Origin of the sequence: Micromonospora sp. S-DT3-3-22 (genome assembly GCF_015354745.1) — a bacterium.
Classification (GTDB): domain Bacteria; phylum Actinomycetota; class Actinomycetes; order Mycobacteriales; family Micromonosporaceae; genus Micromonospora; species Micromonospora wenchangensis.
In genome coordinates this window covers 1-18,976 of sequence record NZ_JACGMO010000142.1, presented here as the reverse complement: position 1 = coordinate 18,976, position 18,976 = coordinate 1, and the positions used below count along the sequence as shown (strand labels likewise).

Here is an 18,976-nt window from a genome sequence, read left to right as displayed (position 1 = left end):
CGGGATGCCCGCCCGGCGGGACCTGGCCGGGGTGCCGCTGCTGCGCCCGTTGCTCGACGTCACCCGGGCGCAGACCCGCGACGCGTGCACGGCGCTCGACCTGACCCCCTGGCAGGACCCGCACAACACCGACCCGTCGTACGCGCGGGCCCGGGTCCGCGCCGACGCGCTGCCGGCGCTGGTCGCGGCGCTCGGCGACGGGGTGGTGGACAACCTGGCGCGTACCGCCCGACTGCTCGCCGCCGACACCGCCGCGCTGGACGACCTGGCCGCCGCCGCCCTCGGCACCCCGCAGCCCCGGCCCGACGGCACCCCGGGGGTACGCGACGGCGGCGGGCTGTCCGTGCCGGCGCTGGCCGGGCTTTCCGGGGCGGTACGTGGCCGGGTGCTGCACGCCTGGGCGCGGGAGCTGGGGGCACCACCCGGTGCGCTGTCCCACCGGCACGTCGACGCGCTGGACGCCCTGGTCACCGCCTGGCGTGGACAGGGCCCGACCGCCCTGCCGGGTGGCGTACGCGTCGGCCGTCGGGACGGCCGGCTGCTCCCCGTGGACCTGGGCGGGCCCGCGCCGGTGCGGTAGACAGGGCTGATGGCGTACCCCCGCAGTGCCCTGTTCGCCCCGCACGGTGCCGTCTCGACCAGCCATCCGCTCGCGGCGGCGGCGGGCCTGGCCGTGCTGCGACGCGGCGGCAACGCCGTCGACGCGGCGCTGGCCACCGCGATCACGTTGACCGTGGTGCAGCCGCCGTCCAACGACATCGGTGGTGACCTGTTCGCCATCGTCTGGGACGGCGACCGGCTGCACGGTCTCGCCGCCGCCGGGCGGTCACCGGCCGGGCTGACCCGGGAGGTGGTGCTGGCCGCCACCGGCGGGGTGGCGACGGAGCCGGTGGCGGCGCTCGGTGGCGCGCAGGCGTCCGGGCCGGCGATGCCCGCCCGGGGCTGGCTGCCGGTGACGGTGCCCGGTGCGCCGGCCGGCTGGCGGGACCTGCACGACCGGTTCGGCGTGCTGCCCTTCGCCGACCTCTTCACCGACGCCGTCGGGTACGCCGAGCACGGTCACCCTGTCTCCACCGGCACCGCCGCCACCTGGGCGCGGGCGCTGGCGCAGCCGGTGCCGACGGGCGCCGAGTACACCGAGTTCGACCGGGTCTTCACGGTGGCGGGTCGCGCGCCCCGGGCCGGCGAACGCTGGCGCAACCCGGCGGCGGCCCGGACGCTACGGCTGATCGCCGACACCGGCGCGGAGGACTTCTACCGGGGCGCGATCGCGGCGGCGCTGGACCGGCACGCCGCCCGTACCGGCGGCTTCCTCACCGCCGCCGACCTGGCCGCCCACACCTCGACCTGGGTCGACCCGGTCTGCGTCCGCTACCGGGGGCACGAGGTGTGGGAGCTGCCGCCGCCGGGGCAGGGGCTGGCCGCGCTCCAGGCGCTGGGCGTCCTCGACGGCCTCGACCCCGCCGCCGATCCGGTGGTCCGGGTGCACCGGCAGGTGGAGGCGGTCAAGCTCGGCTTCGCCGACGCGCACGCCCACGTGGCCGATCCGGAACGCGCCGACGTGCCGACCGCCGGCCTGCTCGACCCGGGCTACCTGGCGGCGCGGCGGGCGCTGCTCACCGACCGGGCCGGCGACCCGGTGTCCGGCGACCCGGAGCGGGGCGGCACCGTCTACCTCTGCACGGCCGACGCGGACGGCCTGATGGTCAGCCTGATCCAGTCCACCTACCTGGGGTTCGGCTCCCGGGTGGTGCTGCCCGGCCACGGCTTCGCCCTACAGAACCGGGGCACCGGTTTCCGCCTCGACCCGGGCCACCCCAACCTGGTGGGGCCCGCCAAGCGGCCCTTCCACACGATCATCCCGGGTTTCCTGACCCGCGACGGCGCACCGGTCGGGCCGTTCGGGGTGATGGGCGGGCACATGCAGCCGCAGGGACACGTCCAACTGGTCGCCGCGACCGTCGACGACGGCCGTGACCCGCAGGCCGCCCTCGACGCCCCCCGCTGGTACTGGCACGCCGGCCGGACCCTGCTGGTCGAGCCGGCCCTGGCGGCCGAGCCCGGCCTGGTCGCGGGGTTGCGCGCCCGGGGCCACGAGGTCACCGTCGCCGACGAGCCGTCCGTCTTCGGGTACGGCCAGGCGCTGTGGCGGGCCCCGGCCGGCGGCTGGGTGGTCGGCGCGGAGCCCCGGGTCGACGGCGCGGCGCTGGGCTACTGATCCCGGCGCGTCCGGCCGGCGACGTGCGGCCGTGGCCGGTCCGCCCCGGGCCGGTGGCGGGCTCAGGCGGTGGGGACGCGGTCGCGGAAGGTGGTGCGGTAGCCCTGCGGGGTGGTGCCGACCCGGCGGGCGAAGTGGTGACGCAGGGCGGCGGCGTCGGGGAAACCCGAGCGGCCGGCGACGCTCTCCACGCTCAGCCGGGTCTCCTCCAGCAGCCGGCGGGCCAGCAGCACCCGCTGGTTGGTCAGCCAGTCGTGCGGGGTGGTGCCGGTCTCGGCCCGGAACCGGCGGGCGAAGGTACGTGGTGACATGCCGGCGCGGGCGGCCAGCTCGTCCACCGTGGTCGGCCGGTCCAGGTGCCCCACCAGCCAGCTCAGCACCGGTTCGAGGGTGGGCGCGTCGGGGGTGGCCGGGATCGGCGCCTCGACGTACTGGGACTGGCCGCCGTCGCGGTGCGGGGGGACCACCATGCGCCGGGCCAGCCGGGTGGCGGTGACCGAGCCGTGTTCCTGGCGTACCAGGTGCAGGCAGGCGTCGATGCCGGCGGCGGTGCCGGCGCTGGTCAGCACCGGCCCGTCGGCCACGTAGAGGCTGTTGCACCGGACCCGGGCCGACGGGTGGCGGCGTTGCAGCTCGTCGGCGTACTTCCAGTGGGTGGTGCACTCCCGGCCGTCGAGCAGGCCGGCCGCGCCGAGCACGAACGCCGCCGAGCAGACGCTGAACACGTACGCCCCCCGGTCGGCGGCGCGGCGCAGCGCGGCCAGCACCGCCTCGGGCACCTCACCCCCCTGGGTGTACGCGGGCACGGCGACCAGGTCGGCGTCGTCGACCGGGGCGAGGTCGGCGTGCGGGGTGAGGCCGAACCCGGAGGCGGTACGGACCGGGTCGCCGTCGGCGGTGCAGACGGTGAACCGGTAGCCGGGGAAGTCGTCGTCGGTGCGGTCGGTGCCGAAGACCTCGGTGAGCACGCCCAGCTCGAAGACGGCCACCTCGTCCAAGGCGATGACCGCCACCGATCGAATCATGTGACGAGGGTAACCGGAAGCATGGCAGGAAATCGAGGGCACCTGGCATGACTGCCACTGTCCCGGCCCGGACCACTGGCGGAAACTGGAATGAGTCCGGTGCGCACCGGCGGCGAAAACCACTCAGATCGCGAGAAAGCGAGCGCCGCCATGCAGTTCGTGTTGTTCCTGCTCTTCCTCGCCGCGCTGACCGCCGCCTCGGCGTTCGGCCTGACCGCCGACACCCGCGACTCGGCCGACTGGAAGCCCACCGAGGAGGGCCGCCGCTGGCGATCCCGTACCTGCTGAGGTGGTTGATTCCGTTGTGCCGGAAAATTCGGGGCGGGACCGCGCCAAAAGGGGCGGCCCCGCCGACGCGGGTCCTCAGGCGTACGGCAGGCTAGGAGCATGGCTGACGGCTCCTGGTACGACGCCGACATCGATCACGTGATCATCTCCGAGGCGCAGATCCGCGAGAAGACGGCGGAGCTGGCCAAGCAGGTCTCGGCGGACTACGCCGGGGTCACCGACGGACTGCTGCTCGTCTGCGTCCTCAAGGGCGCGGTCATGTTCATGGCCGACTTCGCCCGCGCGCTGGGCCGGCAGGGTCCGCCCGTCGAGCTGGACTTCATGGCCATTTCCTCGTACGGCCAGGGCACCACCTCCTCCGGCGTGGTGCGCATCCTCAAGGACCTCGACCGGGACATCGCCGGCCGGCACGTGGTGGTGGTCGAGGACATCGTCGACTCCGGCCTGACCCTGTCCTGGCTGCTGCGGTACCTGGAGTCCCGGTCGGCCGCCAGCGTCGAGGTGGTGGCCCTGTTCCGCAAGCCCGACGCGGTGAAGGTCCCGGTCCCGGTGAAGTACGTCGGCTTCGACATCCCCACCGAGTTCGTGGTGGGCTACGGCCTCGACTTCGGCGAGCGCTACCGCGAGCTGCCGTACGTCGGGGTGCTCAAGCCCGAGGTCTACGCCCGGGCCTGACTTCCCGCTCGTATCGGTGTCCATCGAGCGGACGTTCAGCGGGCTCCCAGCAAATCCCACTACGGTGGGTGTCGGTGGCGCGGGGGCATCTCCGTGCCCGGCACCCCGACCCGCGTGACCGGGCGGTCGGTGGGGTCGGTGCGCAGTCTCCCGCCACGCCGGCTGAAACCCCGGTTCGCCGTCCGCGTAAGTGCCGGGCTCGCAAGCTCGCACCTGGCACTAACGGTGTACCGTCGAGAGACCGCGGTGCGGCAGTTCGCGCGCCTCGGGGTCGAGGCCGGCCCGCACGGCGGCTCGACGCCGCCCCCGGCGGCGACACCATTCAGACGGTCAGGACGTCGATCAGGAGGATGCGGGCGCCTCGGCGCTCGACAACAGCATGGAACGTACGCGTTTCTTCCGCCGACCGGTGGTCTGGATCATCCTGGTCATCCTCGGCGCCGTTGTGCTCAGTCAGCTGTTCACCGCTGGTCCCAGCTACCACCGCGTGGACACTTCCGTTGCGCTCGACCAACTGCACACCGCCAAGATCAACAAAGTCGTCTTCCAGGACAAGGAGCAGACGCTCCAGCTCAACCTGGCCGAGAAGACCAAGTTCGGCGACACCACGACCGACCGGATCGAGGCCCAGTTCCCCTACCAGGCCGGCGAGCAGGTCTGGAACGAGGTGCTGGAGGCCAAGGCGGCCAACCGGGTCACCGGCCCGGCCGACGCCAAGGTGTCGTCCGACAGCATCTGGGTGAGCCTGCTGGTCAACCTGCTGCCCATCGCGCTGCTCGTGCTCCTGCTGCTGTTCTTCATGTCGCAGATGCAGGGCGGCGGCTCCCGGGTGCTCAACTTCGGCAAGTCCAAGGCGAAGATGATCACCAAGGACACCCCGAAGACGACCTTCGCGGACGTCGCCGGGGCCGAGGAGGCGGTCGAGGAACTCCACGAGATCAAGGACTTCCTCCAGAACCCCGCGAAATACCAGGCCCTGGGTGCCAAGATCCCGAAGGGCGTGCTGCTCTTCGGTCCGCCCGGTACCGGTAAGACGCTGCTGGCCCGCGCCGTCGCCGGCGAGGCCGGGGTGCCGTTCTACTCGATCTCCGGTTCCGACTTCGTCGAGATGTTCGTCGGTGTCGGCGCGAGCCGGGTCCGGGACCTCTTCGAGCAGGCCAAGGCGAACGCCCCGGCGATCGTCTTCGTCGACGAGATCGACGCCGTCGGCCGGCACCGTGGCGCCGGCATGGGCGGCGGCCACGACGAGCGGGAGCAGACCCTCAACCAGCTGCTCGTCGAGATGGACGGCTTCGACACCAAGGGCGGGGTCATCCTGATCGCCGCCACCAACCGGCCGGACATCCTCGACCCGGCGCTGCTGCGTCCGGGCCGGTTCGACCGGCAGATCCCGGTCGACGCCCCCGACATGGAGGGCCGCAAGGCGATCCTGCGGGTGCACGCCAAGGGCAAGCCGTTCACGCCCGACGTCGACCTCGACGCGGTCGCCCGGCGTACCCCCGGCTTCTCCGGTGCCGACCTGGCCAACGTGATCAACGAGTCGGCGCTGCTCACCGCCCGTAAGGAACAGCGGGCGATCACCAACGACTCGCTTGAGGAGTCGATCGACCGGGTGATCGCCGGGCCGCAGCGCCGGACCCGGGTGATGAGCGACCAGGAGAAGAAGATCACCGCGTACCACGAGGGTGGGCACGCGCTGGTCGCCTGGGCGCTGCCGCACGCCGCGCCGGTGCACAAGGTGACGATCCTGTCCCGGGGTCGCTCGCTGGGGCACACCCTGGTCCTGCCGACCGAGGACAAGTACACCCAGACCCGGGCCGAGATGATCGACACCCTGGCGTACGCGCTGGGTGGCCGGGCCGCCGAGGAACTCGTCTTCCACGAGCCCACCACCGGGGCCGGCAACGACATCGAGAAGGCCACCCAGTTGGCCCGCGCGATGATCACGCAGTACGGCATGAGCTCGAAGCTCGGCGCGATCAAGTACGGCACCAGCGGGGACGAACCGTTCCTCGGCCGCAACATGGGCCACGAGCGGGACTACTCCGACTCGGTCGCCGCCGAGATCGACGGCGAGATGCGGGCCCTGATCGAACTGGCCCACGACGAGGCCTGGGAGATCCTGGTGGAGTACCGGGACGTCCTGGACAACATGGTCCTGGAGCTGATGGAGAAGGAGACCCTCTCCACCGCCGACATGGCCCGGATCTGCTCCCGGGTGGTCAAGCGCCCGCCGATGGCCCCGTACAACGGCTTCGGCAAGCGGCTGCCCTCCACCGAGCCGCCGGTGCTCACCCCGGCCGAGAAGGAGAAGCTCAAGGCGCAGGCCACGGCCGACGGCATCTCCGTCGGCGGGGCCACGAACAACTCGGACGGTCTGCACTGAACACCGACGCCGCGGCCAGCCCCGACAACCCGGGGCTGGCCGCCTCGTCCACCGAGCCCGGTGACGAGATGTTGGACTACGTCGCCGCCCGGCTGATCAGCGGCAAGCTCAACGGTCGCCCGATCGAGGACACCATGGACCTCGGCCGGATCGAGAAGGCGGTCCGCGAGATCCTCATCGCGGTCGGCGAGGACCCCGACCGGGACGGCCTCCAGCAGACCCCGGCCCGGGTCGCCCGCGCGTACGCCGAACTCTTCGCCGGCCTGCGGGTCGACCCGTCCCAGGTGCTCAGCACCACCTTCGAGGCCAACCACGAGGAGTTGGTGCTCGTCCGGGACATCGACGTGATGAGTCTCTGCGAACACCACCTGCTGCCGTTCCGGGGCAGCGCGCACATCGGCTACATCCCCGGCCCCGACGGCCGGATCACCGGCCTGTCGAAACTGGCCCGGCTGGTCGAGGTCTTCGCCCGCCGCCCGCAGGTGCAGGAGCGGCTCACCTCGCAGATCGCCGACCTGCTGATGAGCAAGCTGCAACCGCGCGGCGTCATCGTGATACTGGACTGCGAGCACATGTGCATGGCCATGCGCGGCATCCAGAAGAGCGGGGCCAAGACCATCACCTCGGCGGTGCGGGGCGTGCTCCAGCACGACGCGAAGTCCCGCGCCGAGGCGATGTCGCTGATCATTCCCCGCTGAGCTGCTGAGCCTCGGGGCGTGGGGCGGCGCGGGTCAGCCGGCCAGTAGCGCCAGCATGATCCCGGCGGCGGTCACCACCGCCGGGATCAGGCAGGTCAACAGCCCCAGCCGGGGCGTACGGTCCCACCGGCCGTCCGGCCCCGGCGGGAACAACCGGCCCACCCCCACCCAGCCGGCCGCGAACGCCGCCGCCGGCATCGGCAGACCCACCAGCAGCGCCGCCACGACCACCGGCCCGGTGCCGAGGGTCACCAGGAGCACCAGCTGCACCAGCGGCACGACCAGCGCCAGCGGGCCGTACACCAGCAGGTTGCGCAACCGGGGTGGCCAGGCCGCCGGCCGCAGCGAACCGCGCGCCGCCAGCGCCGCGTCGGCACCCTCCGCCCACCCCTGGGCCGTCCTCAGGCCGGCCAACACCGCCGCCGGACCACCCGCCATCGCCCGGGTCGCCTCGGCCAGCTCCGGTGGCGTCGGGGCCAGCGAGATCGCCGGCACGCCCAGCTCGCGCAGCCGGGCCTGCTGCGGCGTCAACCGGTCGCGCACCTCGGTCAGCTCGGCGCGGGCCGCCTCCACCGCACGGGCCTGGGCGGCAGCGGCCGTCGCCGCGCCCCGGCGTACCCCGTCGAGCTGACGGGCGGCGGCCAGGTAGTCGGTCCAGGCGGCGGCCACCGACGGGGCCGGCCCGCCGCCGGTCCGCTGTCGGACCGGAGCCACCGTCACGGCGTCGTCGATGCTCACGCCCGACGCTCCTCGCGGCCGGTCACGCCCGGTCCCCCTCGCGGTCGGTCACCTGCGGTCCTCCTGGCGGTCGGTCCCGTACGCCGCGCTCCGTGGCCGGCCACGCCCGGTCGCCACATGCCGGCCGCATCGTTGGTGGCCCCGGCGGGGGCCTCGTCGTGGCTGGTCACGTGGGGTCCGCCTCGTCGGCGAACGGCACCAGGACCGTGCCCCGGTCGTCGGTGGTGTCCCAGAGGACCACCCGGGCCGGCCGGGGACGCCACTGCACCGGGTGCCCGAAGAGCGGGGCGAGCTGCGCACCCGGCACGTCGACCGCCGCGACCGCGGCCAGCTTCCCGACCTCGCCGTCCGGCTCCACCAACCCGGCCAGCGGTGGCACCGTCCGCCACCAGCCCAGCAGGTGCCGACCCGCCGGCGGGCCCTCCCGCAGTAGCGCACGCAGCCGGTCCGGCGGCAGCTCCTCCGCCGAGGGCACGTCCACCCCGAACACCACCAGGTAGGTCGGGCCGGTGCCCGGGGGCACGGTCAGCAACCCCGGCCCGTCCACCGTCGACACCCGGTGACGCCCGCCCAGCTCGGCGGCGAGGGCGGCGGCCAGCGGCGCGGACCCCTCGGCCAGCGGCGCGAGCACGAACTCCGCGCTACCCGGCGGATGGTGCGCGGCGGTGCTGCGCGCGGCCGTCGCCAGCAGCGTCGCCGCCGCCGGACCCGGCCCGAGGACAGCCAGGTTACGGCCGGCCACCGGGCCCAGCGGCACCGCGACGGTCGTCCGGGCCACGTCGACCGCCCGGCCCAGCAGCGCCGCCGGCGCCCCGCACCGGCCGGCCACCGCCGCACGCATCCGGGGATCGTTGCCGAGCAACGGCCGGGCCCACCCCGCGAACACCACCGGTGGTACGGCACTCTCCGGCCGTGCGGCGAACAGCCGGTGCCGCAGCTCCTGCACCACCTCCGGCGCGTCGTGCGGGTCGGGGAACCGGACCAGCCGCTCGTGCCCGCGCGTCGCGCCCCGAGGGCCACCCAGGCCACCTGCGGTGTTGACCACGGCACTGCCCACCGCCAGACCTGCGGCGGCGTCGTTGGTCGGCATCAGCACCGCACTGCCACCGGCGAGCGCCACCCGCACCGGGAACTGCCCCAGCACCGAGTCCCGGGGGGCCGGTCCCGCGCCGACACCCAGGTCACCCGCGCCGGCCAGCACCAGGTGCACACCGTATGCGCGCCCCGACCGGGCCAGCCCGTCCAACCGGGCCAGCACCTCGGCGGCCACCGGATCCCGATCCGCCAGCAGCAGCGGAAAGTTGTCGATGACGCAGACGACGCGCGGCAGCGGCTGATGGTCACGCAGCTCGGCGAAACGCTGACCGCCGGCCCGCGCCGCCGCCTCCTCCCGGCGATGGATCTCCGCCGCCAACTGGTCGAAGAGGTCCCGCACGTACTCCGGGTCGGCGGCCATCCCCGCCGCGCGGACCTGCGGCACCCACGACCTGTCCCGCTGGGTCTGGAGGAACTCCACGAACGACTCCCCGGCACCCAGGTCCACCAGGTACAGGGCCAGCTCGTCCGGGCCGTACCGGGCGGCCAGGCCGAGCAGGGTGTTGGTCAGGAAGGCCGACCGGTCCGCATCCGACCGGCCGCTGACCAGCCAGTGCGGGGTCAACTCGGTGAAACCCACGGTGACCGGCCGGCCGCCGGCATCGCCCACCGTGGTGGACAGGCCGTCGACCGACGAGGACGCCCAGAGCGGCGCGTCCCCGGGCGGCAGCAGCTCGGCGAGACCCAGCCGGGAGCCCGCCTCCACCTGGTCGGCCAGCCGACGGCAGACCGCCCCGATCAGCTCCGCGCCCGGGTCCTCGTCGACGAGGACGGGACAGTTCAGGCCACCCGGCGCGTCGGTGCCCGGACCGCTGAACGGGCTGCCCGGCGGATCACCCAACAGCGCGTACGAGGTACGCAGCCGTACCGGGGTGGCCTGCGGCAACGGTGGCCGGGCCGTCGGCCAGCCGGCGACCACCAGGTACAGACCGGCACCCCGGCCCCGTTCGGCGAGCGCCACGATCCGGTCCAGGTCACTCGGCCCGGTCGACCCGGGCAGCCCGGCGATCACCAGCAGCAACGTCCGGTCGTGCCGGCGGGGCCGTCCGGCCCCCGGGGAGACCCACTGCTCGGCCTCGGCGAGCACCGCCCGCAGACCGACCACGTCCGTCGCCGGAGGCGGGAAGAGGCCGGCGTCGGCCAGCGCGGTGAACGGGGCGAAGACGGCGCCGTCCCGGGCCTCTCCGGTCTCGCTGTTACGCGGTGCATTCGCGGCGGTGGCGTTCCGGGGGGCGGCTCCTGTGGTGTCGGCGCTTCCGGTGCCGGCTTGTCCAGCGTCGGCTCTGCCGGTGCCGGTGCCGGTGCCGGTGCCGGTGCTCGGGCCGGGGCTGGCGGTGACCGGGCGGGTGATGGTGTCGGCGGTGCCGGTGTTCGGTCGGGTGCCGGTGCCTGCGGTGCCCGGTGGGACGGTGCCGTCGACCCCACGGACCAGCAGGCAACCCGCCGGAGTGGCCGCCAGCAGCCGCAGCAACACGGCCCGGACGAGGCCCACCACCCGATTGTCACGCACGTCCACGTCGAGAGTCAGATGCGCCGAGCCGAGCAGCGGCACCAGCGCCGGGAAGCGTGCATCCTCCAGCGGGGCCCCCGTACCGATCCGGACGAAGGGCGGATGCTCCTCACCGCACGGGGTGTCCGCGGACAGGTCCTCCAGGGCGTCCCCGGCCCAGCCCGGGGCGAGCAGTACGGCCGCGTGCCGCAGCCGGTCCGCCAGCTCGTACTGGCGGCGCTGGTCGGCGGGGGCCGGACGGATCTCGTCGAGGACCGTGGCGGCAGCGGCGACGGTCGCGGCGGCCCGGCGGTGCAGGGCTGCGGCGCGGTTCGTGCGAGCCTTCGGACCGGCCACCGCGTCCACCCCTCTTTCCGAGGTGCGTCCACCCCGCTGTTCGCGACGGGAAGCCTCCCCGACTGCAGACCGTATCCCAGCCCCGGCCGCTCCTCCGGGAAGCGCGGCGGCGGTGCGCCGGGCTTGTCGCAAATCGCGGCGAACTCTCACCTCCCGGGGTCGGCCTGTCACGATCCGCAGCTTCCGGGGCATTGGGTACGGAGCGTCCAGCCGATAGCCTCAGGGGGTGGAATCAGTGCAGCCCCCCGCCGGTTCCCAGGTGTCCCGAGTTCCGGCGCAGCGGACCCCGCCGGAGCACTCGGCACCCCCTGCGCCGCTGCCGGCACCACCGCAGCGTCCACCCCGCCGGCTCCGGACCGTCCTCACCGTCGTCGCCGGGGTGCTGGCGTTGCTATGCGTTGGCGGCGGGATCACCGGGTACGTGCTGTACGAGCGGGCCGCCACCCCGGACCGCAGCGCCCCGGACGTCGTCGTCGACAACTATCTGCGTGAGTTCCTGGTCAACGAGAACGACACCCGCGCCGGGCTTCTCGTTTGCAACGATAGTTCAGACGGGTTGGCGACGCTTCGAGCGCTTCGTGATGATCTACGTGACAGGGAGCGCCGCTTCTCAGCTACCCTAACCGTCAGTTGGGGTGCACTTTCCGTACAACGAGACGGCGAAACCGCTCAGGTGGAGACTGATCTGATTCTCTCAGCTGCGGTGGATGGCATCTCACAGAGTGATCGCCAGCGTTGGCAATTTCAGACTCGGCTTGACGAGCATTGGACAGTCTGCAGGGCCAACAAGGTTGGTTGAGGTCATTCGATCCACAGCAGGTGGACGGGGATTTCCATCGTGGTGGGCGGTTGTCCGCGCCAGGCCCAGCGATACCACTCCAGTTCCGGTGTGACCCGGACGCAGATGTCGCCGTCGGCACCGGAGTAGGATTCGGTCACCGCGCGTAGGTCGCGGTGTTCGACGCCGTCCTCGACGTGGACCACCCGTCGTCCGCTGACCGCGTCGGTCTCGAAGACCGGGGTGGGGGCCCGGTGCGTCGGCCCGTCCAGCGAGACGAGTTGGATCCCCTGCTCGCGGACCGGCCCGGTGGGGGCAGGCCGGTCGCCCAGGGTCTCCACCCAGACCCGCTCGACGGGGACGAGCGGGGCGAAGACCTCCACCTGGTCGGCTTCGGCCCGGTACCACTCGTGCTCGGGGATGACCGGCACGTAGGTGCGGCTGCCCTGCACCACCCGCTCGTCGGCGCGGAGGTCTCCCCGCCAACCGAGTCCGGGGAGCCCGACGAGGACCCGCCGGCCGCGCAGTTCGACCCGACCCGTGGCGGGAACGATCTCGACCGGCCGTGGTGGAAGTGGTGCCCAGTCGGGCTGACCGGCGAACGGGTCCGGCAGCGGTCCGCTCATCGGGGCGACGGCCTCATGCCGAACCGTTCAGCGGTGCACCGCGCTGCCGCATGAACGGCACCGGGTTGATCCCGCCGGAGAAGCTGCGGTTGCTGTCGATGTGCACCTCGAAGTGCAGGTGCGGGCCGGAGGAGTTGCCACTGCTTCCGACCAGCCCGATCACCTCGCCGGCCTTGACGAGTTGCCCGGGGACCACCCGGGGTTTTTCGATCATGTGGCAGTACCGGGTGATGAAGCCGCCGGCGTGCAGGATGTCCACGAACCACCCGCACCCTCCCTTGCCGGGGAAACCGTCGACGTCACAGTTGCGGTTGCCACGGTGGTCCGGATCGCAGCGGGCCACCAGTACCCGGCCGGTGGCAGCGGCGTGGATCTCGGTTCGCTTGCGGGCGCCGATGTCCACGCCGTTGTGTCGCGGTCGGCTCGCCGTACGGAAGCCGGAACCGACCCCGCCGTCGATCGGCGCGGTCCAGCCGGAAGCGGCGATGGTCCGGGCGGAGGCCCGGTCGCAGACCGCCCGCTCGGCGATCTGGACCGTGCGGGCAGCGCCACCGGCGAGCGCGTTTACGATCTGACTGGCGACGTCCTCGTGCTTCGCGTACGCATCGGGGTAGGCGCTGATCTGCACCTTCTGCGCGGCCCGGGTCAGGGGCATGTGCTCCCAACCGTCGATCTTCAGCAGCTTCTCGTAGAACTTGCGGGCCGCATAGTCGGGGCTCATCCGCTGGGTGACGCTGCCCCAGCCGGCCCGCTGCTGGAAGAGACCGAGGGAGTCGTGGTCAGAGCCGACACCCTCGTTCGGGATGCCGCGGGAACCGGCGACGGTGCTGTTGGACAGGTTGCGCAGCGCCGACTCCTGCATCGCCGTGGCCACCGCGATCACCCAGCCCCGGGGTGGCACCTTCATGTCCTGACCGACCTTGATGATGACCGCCGCATTACGCATCTGGCTGGCCCCGTACGCGGACATCCGGGGCATCTTGCCGGTGACGTTGACCCGATGCTCGTCATCGCACTGCTGCTCATTCGACACCAGGGTTTCCTGGTCGCCGCCGAGATTGGTCAAGAAGAACGCGGCACTGCCGCCACCGCAGCAGAGCAACGCGAGAGCGCCGGTCAGCGCGGCGGCGACGGCACCCACCCGGACCCGGCGGCGTGGGGCTCCGGTCGGTGACAGTTCGCTAGTCATTCCCGCTCCCAGTCCACGGCATCCACCAACCAGCGGCCGTCGGGGGCAACCAGTTCCAGCCGCAGCCGTCCGCCCTCCAACGGAACCAGAACCTCCGTGAAGACCGCCGTCCGAGGACGCAGCGTCGGGGCGCCGGCGATCTTGACGGCAGGCACTCCGGCCGGATCGGCACCGGTCAACTTCTCGGTGAGCTCCGGCGTCGACATCGGCCGCAGAGCCGCCTGCCACTGCTCCGCGGGGGTGGTGGATCCCCCCAGCCAGGCGGTGGTGAACCGGGTCGCCGTCTGTTCGGGGGTCAACTCCCCGGGCCGGGTACGGGGCGACTCCGGGAGCGGGGTGGCGATGACCCCGTCGTCACCCTCCTCCGGATCGACGGTGGTGATCGGTTCCCGAGGGCGGCTGCTGAGTCCCGCCGTGAGGTCGTCGGGACCGGACACCAGGCGGGCCGTGCTGATCACCCCGAGCACCAGCACGGCGATCACGAGCGCGATGCCGAGCCGCGACCGGATGAGCCGCGTGAAGAGAAGTTCGACCGCTCTCCGCATCGTGTCACCTGGCCTCGGAGCGGATACGGGGGCTGGGCTTCACGGGCGTCGGTGCCGGTGCGGAGTCGGGTCGGTAGACCACGAAGGACGGGGCCTCCTCCGGCACGTCCGGCTCGGTCCAACTCGCTGGACGACGCCGTGGGCGGGGTGCGGCCGTGGGCCGACTGCCCTCCCGCGCCGGTGGCTTCACCTCGGTCTCGTCGACGCGTTCTTGTCCATCCGGGCGCTCCCGCTGCGCCGGCGTGCTGACCGTCGAGTGGCTCGGGTCCTCCCGCCTGGCCTCAGGACGCAGGGTGGCCGGTTCCAGCGCGACCCCGCGCCCCCGGGTGAGCTTCGGCTCGGCCGTACCCCCGGGCTCGGCCACGTCGAGTCGGGCGGCGACGCGCATGTCCCGGAAGAACCGGCGGTGCCACGACCCGGCCGAGCCGACCGCCTCGCTGCTGTCCTTGCCGCCGAGCTGGGTGATCCTCCGGTAGGGCCGGAGCAGCAGCCAACCGACCACACCACAGAGCCAGACCAGCACCACCTGGAGCCAGCCCGGCAGGGTCGGAGTGCTCATGATCAGGTCGACGGCGAACAGGTAGATCGCCGCTCCGGTGCCGAAGATGGCGATGTTGAACACGGCAGCGACCACGGCGTTCGCCAGCCGTCGCAGCCCGGCGCTGGCCGGGCGGAGCAGGCCGATCGTGCCCAGGATCGGTGCGGCGATCACCGCCCACCGGAAGATCATGAATCCGAGCAGCACCAGCAACGAGGCGGTGAGGTCGAACATGGCGAAGAGCAACGAGGCCAGGACCGCGATGAACCCGGAACCGATCCGGTCCATGTCCCGGCTGCCCTGGAGATACTCGTACGCCTCAGGATCCTCGGTCTTGATCTGCTCGGCGACCGTCATCCACTGCTGCTGCTTGGCCTTGATGGTGGCGTCGCGGGTGGCCGGATTCTCCCGGAGCTTCTCGGCCTCTTCCCACGAGAGCGACTTGGCATCGTAGAGGGCCGACCCGTACTTCTTGGCCGTCTCGCTGTCCGCCGAGCCCAACACCCCGCGCAGCCAGTTGCGATACAACATCGATTCGGTGGCGGTGTCACTGGCGCGGACGGCCGGGGGGCGCTTGTCCACACAAGCATCGGGATTCGGCAGAACGCACTTGTCTGGTGGAATGTCCCGTGTCGCTGGTCCAACGGCGTCATGGACGACGCCCAGTGAGGTGATGAGGGTGCCGTCGGCAATGTTGGCGGACTTCACCGGCCAGGCGGCCAGGGCGGTCACCGCGACCATCACCAGCAGGGCCCAGCCCGCGGTGGTCATCGCGTTGCTCATGTCCGACTGGCGGGAACGCCAGAGCAGGTAGAGGCCCACCACACAGAGCGTCACGATGCCGAAGACGCTGAACACCTTCTGGTAGACGGCCTTGGTCGCCTTCTCCACCAGCGGGTCGGCCCAGTTCCACATCGACCGGGGGTCCCAGGCGCGTTCCCGGAGCGCGTTCGAGGCACCCACCACGGCGGTGGCCATCATCAGTTCCCCGTTGGCGACGGTGGTGGTGAACTTGTAGTCCGGATGGAGGACGGTGGAGGCGCATCCTCCTTCCACGTCGTACGTGTTGAAGCTGTAGCCGCCGTAGCCGTAGTCGCTGTAGAGGCCCTTCGGCCCGGGAAGCTTCGATGCGTCGGGGCGGGAGGCGAACCAACCGGCCAGGCCGGAGTCCGGGGCTGACGGCACCGGTGGCTTGCGGCAGTCCACCTCGGTCTCGCTGACCTGCTTGAGCTTGGCGACGCAGGCGCGGAAGTCGGCCTGCCACTCCTTGGTGGTGCAGAGATCGGCAGCCGCCTGTGCCGTGACCGGGGTACGGGCGTACGCCGGTGTGGCCCCGACCACCGGCCAGGCGATCGTGGCACCGGCGAGTACGCCGAGTGCGAGGAGGAGCGCCGTGATCCGTGCCCGGGCCCTCGCCATTGTCACGCCTCCAGATCAGCCAGGACGGTCGGCAGTATCCCGGCGGCCTGGGCGACCGCGGCGGGGGTGGTGTCGAGGTGGTCCAGCAGCCCCTCGACGTACGACACGTCGACCCGGACCTTCTGCACCCGGCCGTCCACGTCCCGCATGACGAACTCGCGGAAGCCGAGCCGGGTGGCGGAGGTGGTGTCGACGGCGGACAGGGAGGCCAGGGTGGCCTCGTAGCCGTCGTCGACCGGCACCCGGAGCAGCCGGAGCGCCTCGGAGGCGATCTCGGAGTCCTCGGCGATGCGGCCGACGAAGACGGTGGAGACGAGGTTCTGGACGTCGAGGCCGAGGATGTCCTTCGGGTTCTGCGAGGCGACCAGGGCTGCGAGGTTCCACTTGCGGGAGTCGCGGGCGAGGCGGACCAGGAAGGAGCGGCCGGAGCGCCAGCCCTCCATGAAGTGCGCCTCGTCCAGGCCGACGAGCTTGCGCGAGGACATCGACCCGCCGTAGCAGCGACGGACGGCGAGCCGGTGCGCGGTGTGCAGCATCGGCAGGGCCAGCGCCTCCTCGGCCGACCAGTACTCGCGTTCGATCTTGAGGTCGGGCAGCCGGAGGCCAGCCATGGTGATCACGGTGAGCGCCGCGCCCGCGCCGAGCAGCCCCTCCGGCGGACGGCCGAAGAAGAGCATGGCCAGGGGCATCTCGGCGGTGTCGAGCAGCAGGTGGGCCAGTTCCCGGCCGGCGTCGTCGTCGAGCCCCTGGAGGCAGGTGACCACGTCGTCCAGGGTGGACGTCTCCTCGGCCGGCACCTGGCGTACCGCGTGCCGGAACAGGGTGGCGGTGGACGCCTCCCGGGCCACCTGCGGCGGCACCAGCATCATGCAGATGTCCTGCACCAGCATGCGCCGCTCGGCCCGGGCGTTGGAGACGGCGATCTCGAACTCCCGGTCGCCCGCCGCGCCGGTGGTGAACTCGCTGCGCAGCGGGGTGGGGATGAGCGCGTACGGGGCCAGCGTCCCCGGCTCCGAGCCGGTCAGGTTGAGCACCCGGGCGTACGGCTTGAGTTCCGGCATGGCGCACAGCCGGGCCAGCGGACCGGACGGGTCGAGCAGGGTGACCTGCACGCCCCGCCGGGCGGCCAGGTAGCCGAGCGCGCCGAGCAGGGTCGACTTGCCGCCACCGGGTTCGGCGACGAAGACGGCGAGCCCGGAACGCTCGCGTACCTCCATCGGGAAGTGCAGGTCGAGGAAGACCGGCCGGCGGCAGGTCCCGGCGGTACGCCCGATCAGGTCGCCCCGGCGGTCGCCGACTGTCGACGCCGCCTGGGGGAGCGCGGCGGCCAGCAGCGGCACCGGCATCCGGCGGACGTAGCCGGTGTTGGCGATCGGTTCGCCGGGGATGAACTCCCGGGCCAGCCAGTCCTGGTTCTTCGGGTGTTGCAGCGAGATGCGCAGTTCCCTGGAGTAGAGCTGGATGAGCCGGCGGGCCCGTTCCATGCACTCCTCGCGGGTCCGGCCGCCCACGGCGATCCGGTGCCAGCCGTGCGCCCGGGCGGAGTCCACCGGCAGGCCGGTGGTCATCTCGTCGCCGATCACCAGCGCCCGCTTGGCGAGCCGTTCCAGCTCGGGCGGGGCGTCGATGCCGTGCTCGGCGTAGTCGAGCTGCTGCGAGCGGATCATCCGCAGCCGGTGTTCGAGGTTACGGAAGGAGTCGCCGGAGCCGAGGATGTCGACCCGGGTGGAGATCTCCATCGGCCAGGGCAGCCGCTCGTGGAAGTGCAGCCACGGCTCGTGCCGTTCGGGGATCTCCAGCGGCTCCATCCGGCCGACCGCGAGCACGGCCACGTGCCGTTCCTCGCCGGTCATCCGGTTGACCAGCTTGACCGTGGTGCCGTACGGGGTGCGGTAACGCTCGACCTGTTCGGTGAGGGCGAGCAGGTCGCCGCGTTCCCACCGGCCGTTGGTCACCGGGGAGAGCGCACCGGGCGGGGCCATGCACAGCGCCACCGAGCGGTAGAGCAGCCATTCCAGCTCCTGCGCGGTGACCCGCCGGCCCCGCATGCCGAAGCTGCCCAGCACCTCGTCGAACTGTTCGACGGTACGGCCCAGCTTGCGGCGTTCACCGTCGGCGGTGCCTTTGCCGAAGGCGCGCAGCAGGCGTTCGGTGAGGGAGTCGCCGAGGGAACGGCGGGCGAAGGTGACCCCCAGGTAGGTCTGCCCCTCGGCGTGGTTGACCGACATCAGGTGCTGCTGGGCGGCGACCAGGTGGTCGGCCCAGCCGGGTGTGCCGGGGACGTCGGGCAGCGGTGACGCGGTGTGCGCGTCGATGGTGCGGGCCCACTCGTCGGCGGGGAACGGCCGGGTGGTGCGGCGCAGGTGCAGCCGGAAGCCGGCCAGGCCGGCGTACTGCTCCGAGATGGCGGAGAGCAGCGCCTCGCGTTCGGCGTCCGGGCGGAACGCCCACCGCACCTCGGGGAGCCAGTACCAGGCGGTGACCGTGTTGGGGGTGAACGTCAGGTGCCCGGCGATCTCGGTGATGGCCAGCTCGATCGACGGGTCCCGGTCCCCGAACTTGATCTTCGGTGGGCGTACCCGGACCGGCTTGGTCGCCGCGGTACGGCGGCTCGCCGCGCGTTCCCGGGGCGTGGCCAGTTCCCGCGAGCCGGGGTCCGCCGGTGCGACCCGGTCGGCGTCGACGGGCGCGGGCCGGGCCGGTTCGGCGGCCAGCGCGCCGGTCGGGGCGACCACGGCCTCGGCCCGGATCGGTTCGGCCGTTTCCGGCCAGGCGGGGGCGACGTCCTCCGGCCAGGCGGGGGTGGTGGGCTCCACCGGGGTGGGCCGGGGCCGGGGGGTCAGCGTCCCGTCGCGCCGGGCCGACCCGGCGTTCTCCCGGCGCGCCCTCTCGGCGGCCTCGCGCCGGCTCCG

The 18,976-nt window shown here is 72.7% G+C and carries 15 protein-coding genes; 7 read left to right on the top strand and 8 right to left on the bottom strand.

Annotated features, from left to right (window positions below):
• Together H1A17_RS29330 and H1A17_RS29325 are read left to right on the top strand one after the other, a co-directional pair.
• Window positions 1-580, top strand: a 580-nt coding sequence (locus tag H1A17_RS29330; RefSeq protein WP_194823412.1) for a TilS substrate-binding domain-containing protein, incomplete at its 5' end; no start/stop codon positions are given.
• Window positions 581-589: 9 nt separating this feature from the next.
• On the top strand, window positions 590-2,218 hold the full coding sequence (locus H1A17_RS29325; RefSeq protein ID WP_145922111.1) for a gamma-glutamyltransferase family protein: 1,629 nt from the start codon (window positions 590-592) through the stop codon (window positions 2,216-2,218).
• 62 nt (window positions 2,219-2,280) lie between these two features.
• Here H1A17_RS29325 and H1A17_RS29320 read toward each other — a convergent pair whose 3' ends face one another.
• A complete protein-coding gene (locus tag H1A17_RS29320) occupies window positions 2,281-3,243 on the bottom strand; it encodes a GlxA family transcriptional regulator (RefSeq protein ID WP_194823411.1) in 963 nt (320 codons plus the stop codon).
• Between the two features lie 150 nt (window positions 3,244-3,393).
• Here H1A17_RS29320 and H1A17_RS29315 point away from each other — a divergent pair, with 150 nt between their 5' ends.
• The 4 genes from H1A17_RS29315 (at window position 3,394) to folE (ending at window position 7,290) form a co-directional block, all read left to right on the top strand.
• Complete coding sequence (locus H1A17_RS29315; RefSeq protein WP_168222574.1) at window positions 3,394-3,531, top strand: hypothetical protein; 138 nt, start codon at window positions 3,394-3,396, stop codon at window positions 3,529-3,531.
• 99 nt (window positions 3,532-3,630) lie between these two features.
• Complete coding sequence (gene hpt / locus H1A17_RS29310) at window positions 3,631-4,206, top strand: hypoxanthine phosphoribosyltransferase (protein WP_145922109.1); 576 nt, start codon at window positions 3,631-3,633, stop codon at window positions 4,204-4,206.
• A 379-nt stretch (window positions 4,207-4,585) separates the two neighbouring features.
• Window positions 4,586-6,592, top strand: a complete 2,007-nt coding sequence (gene ftsH / locus H1A17_RS29305) for an ATP-dependent zinc metalloprotease FtsH (RefSeq protein ID WP_145922108.1) — start codon at window positions 4,586-4,588, stop codon at window positions 6,590-6,592.
• Between the two features lie 35 nt (window positions 6,593-6,627).
• Window positions 6,628-7,290 (top strand): GTP cyclohydrolase I FolE, encoded by a 663-nt coding sequence (gene folE / locus H1A17_RS29300; protein ID WP_145922107.1) that lies wholly within the window; start codon window positions 6,628-6,630, stop codon window positions 7,288-7,290.
• Window positions 7,291-7,323: 33 nt separating this feature from the next.
• On the opposite strand, the gene H1A17_RS29295 is transcribed toward folE, so the two are convergent.
• The gene (locus H1A17_RS29295) at window positions 7,324-8,010 is read right to left on the bottom strand and encodes a hypothetical protein (protein WP_240763084.1); all 687 of its coding nucleotides are present in this window, start codon (window positions 8,008-8,010) and stop codon (window positions 7,324-7,326) included.
• A 184-nt stretch (window positions 8,011-8,194) separates the two neighbouring features.
• Window positions 8,195-10,978, bottom strand: a complete 2,784-nt coding sequence (locus H1A17_RS29290) for an FtsK/SpoIIIE domain-containing protein (RefSeq protein WP_194823410.1) — start codon at window positions 10,976-10,978, stop codon at window positions 8,195-8,197.
• A gap of 226 nt (window positions 10,979-11,204) precedes the next feature.
• Between H1A17_RS29290 and H1A17_RS29285 the strand changes: the two genes are divergently transcribed.
• The gene (locus H1A17_RS29285) at window positions 11,205-11,768 is read left to right on the top strand and encodes a hypothetical protein (RefSeq protein WP_194823413.1); all 564 of its coding nucleotides are present in this window, start codon (window positions 11,205-11,207) and stop codon (window positions 11,766-11,768) included.
• A gap of 2 nt (window positions 11,769-11,770) precedes the next feature.
• On the opposite strand, the gene H1A17_RS29280 is transcribed toward H1A17_RS29285, so the two are convergent.
• From H1A17_RS29280 to H1A17_RS29260, 5 genes are all read right to left on the bottom strand, one after another.
• Entirely contained in the window at window positions 11,771-12,373 is a 603-nt protein-coding gene (locus H1A17_RS29280; RefSeq protein ID WP_145922104.1) for a hypothetical protein, read from the bottom strand.
• Window positions 12,374-12,386: 13 nt separating this feature from the next.
• Window positions 12,387-13,562 (bottom strand): M23 family metallopeptidase, encoded by a 1,176-nt coding sequence (locus tag H1A17_RS29275; RefSeq protein ID WP_194823409.1) that lies wholly within the window; start codon window positions 13,560-13,562, stop codon window positions 12,387-12,389.
• The gene (locus H1A17_RS29270; protein WP_145922102.1) at window positions 13,559-14,107 is read right to left on the bottom strand and encodes a hypothetical protein; all 549 of its coding nucleotides are present in this window, start codon (window positions 14,105-14,107) and stop codon (window positions 13,559-13,561) included. The genes H1A17_RS29275 and H1A17_RS29270 overlap by 4 nt, the downstream gene beginning before the upstream one ends.
• 4 nt (window positions 14,108-14,111) lie before the next feature.
• On the bottom strand, window positions 14,112-16,064 hold the full coding sequence (locus H1A17_RS29265; protein ID WP_194823408.1) for an MFS transporter: 1,953 nt from the start codon (window positions 16,062-16,064) through the stop codon (window positions 14,112-14,114).
• Between the two features lie 2 nt (window positions 16,065-16,066).
• On the bottom strand, window positions 16,067-18,976 hold a 2,910-nt coding region (locus H1A17_RS29260), incomplete at its 5' end, for an ATP-binding protein (protein ID WP_375372845.1).

What these genes read in the sequence shown, in the direction of transcription:
- H1A17_RS29325 (WP_145922111.1), top strand. Translation starts at nt 590, where the DNA reads ATGGCGTACCCCCGCAGTGCCCTGTTCGCCCCGCACGGTGCCGTCTCG.
- H1A17_RS29320 (WP_194823411.1), bottom strand. Translation starts at nt 3,243, where the DNA reads ATGATTCGATCGGTGGCGGTCATCGCCTTGGACGAGGTGGCCGTCTTC.
- H1A17_RS29315 (WP_168222574.1), top strand. Translation starts at nt 3,394, where the DNA reads ATGCAGTTCGTGTTGTTCCTGCTCTTCCTCGCCGCGCTGACCGCCGCC.
- hpt (WP_145922109.1), top strand. Translation starts at nt 3,631, where the DNA reads ATGGCTGACGGCTCCTGGTACGACGCCGACATCGATCACGTGATCATC.
- ftsH (WP_145922108.1), top strand. Translation starts at nt 4,586, where the DNA reads ATGGAACGTACGCGTTTCTTCCGCCGACCGGTGGTCTGGATCATCCTG.
- H1A17_RS29280 (WP_145922104.1), bottom strand. Translation starts at nt 12,373, where the DNA reads ATGAGCGGACCGCTGCCGGACCCGTTCGCCGGTCAGCCCGACTGGGCA.
- H1A17_RS29275 (WP_194823409.1), bottom strand. Translation starts at nt 13,562, where the DNA reads ATGACTAGCGAACTGTCACCGACCGGAGCCCCACGCCGCCGGGTCCGG.
- H1A17_RS29270 (WP_145922102.1), bottom strand. Translation starts at nt 14,107, where the DNA reads ATGCGGAGAGCGGTCGAACTTCTCTTCACGCGGCTCATCCGGTCGCGG.
- H1A17_RS29265 (WP_194823408.1), bottom strand. Translation starts at nt 16,064, where the DNA reads ATGGCGAGGGCCCGGGCACGGATCACGGCGCTCCTCCTCGCACTCGGC.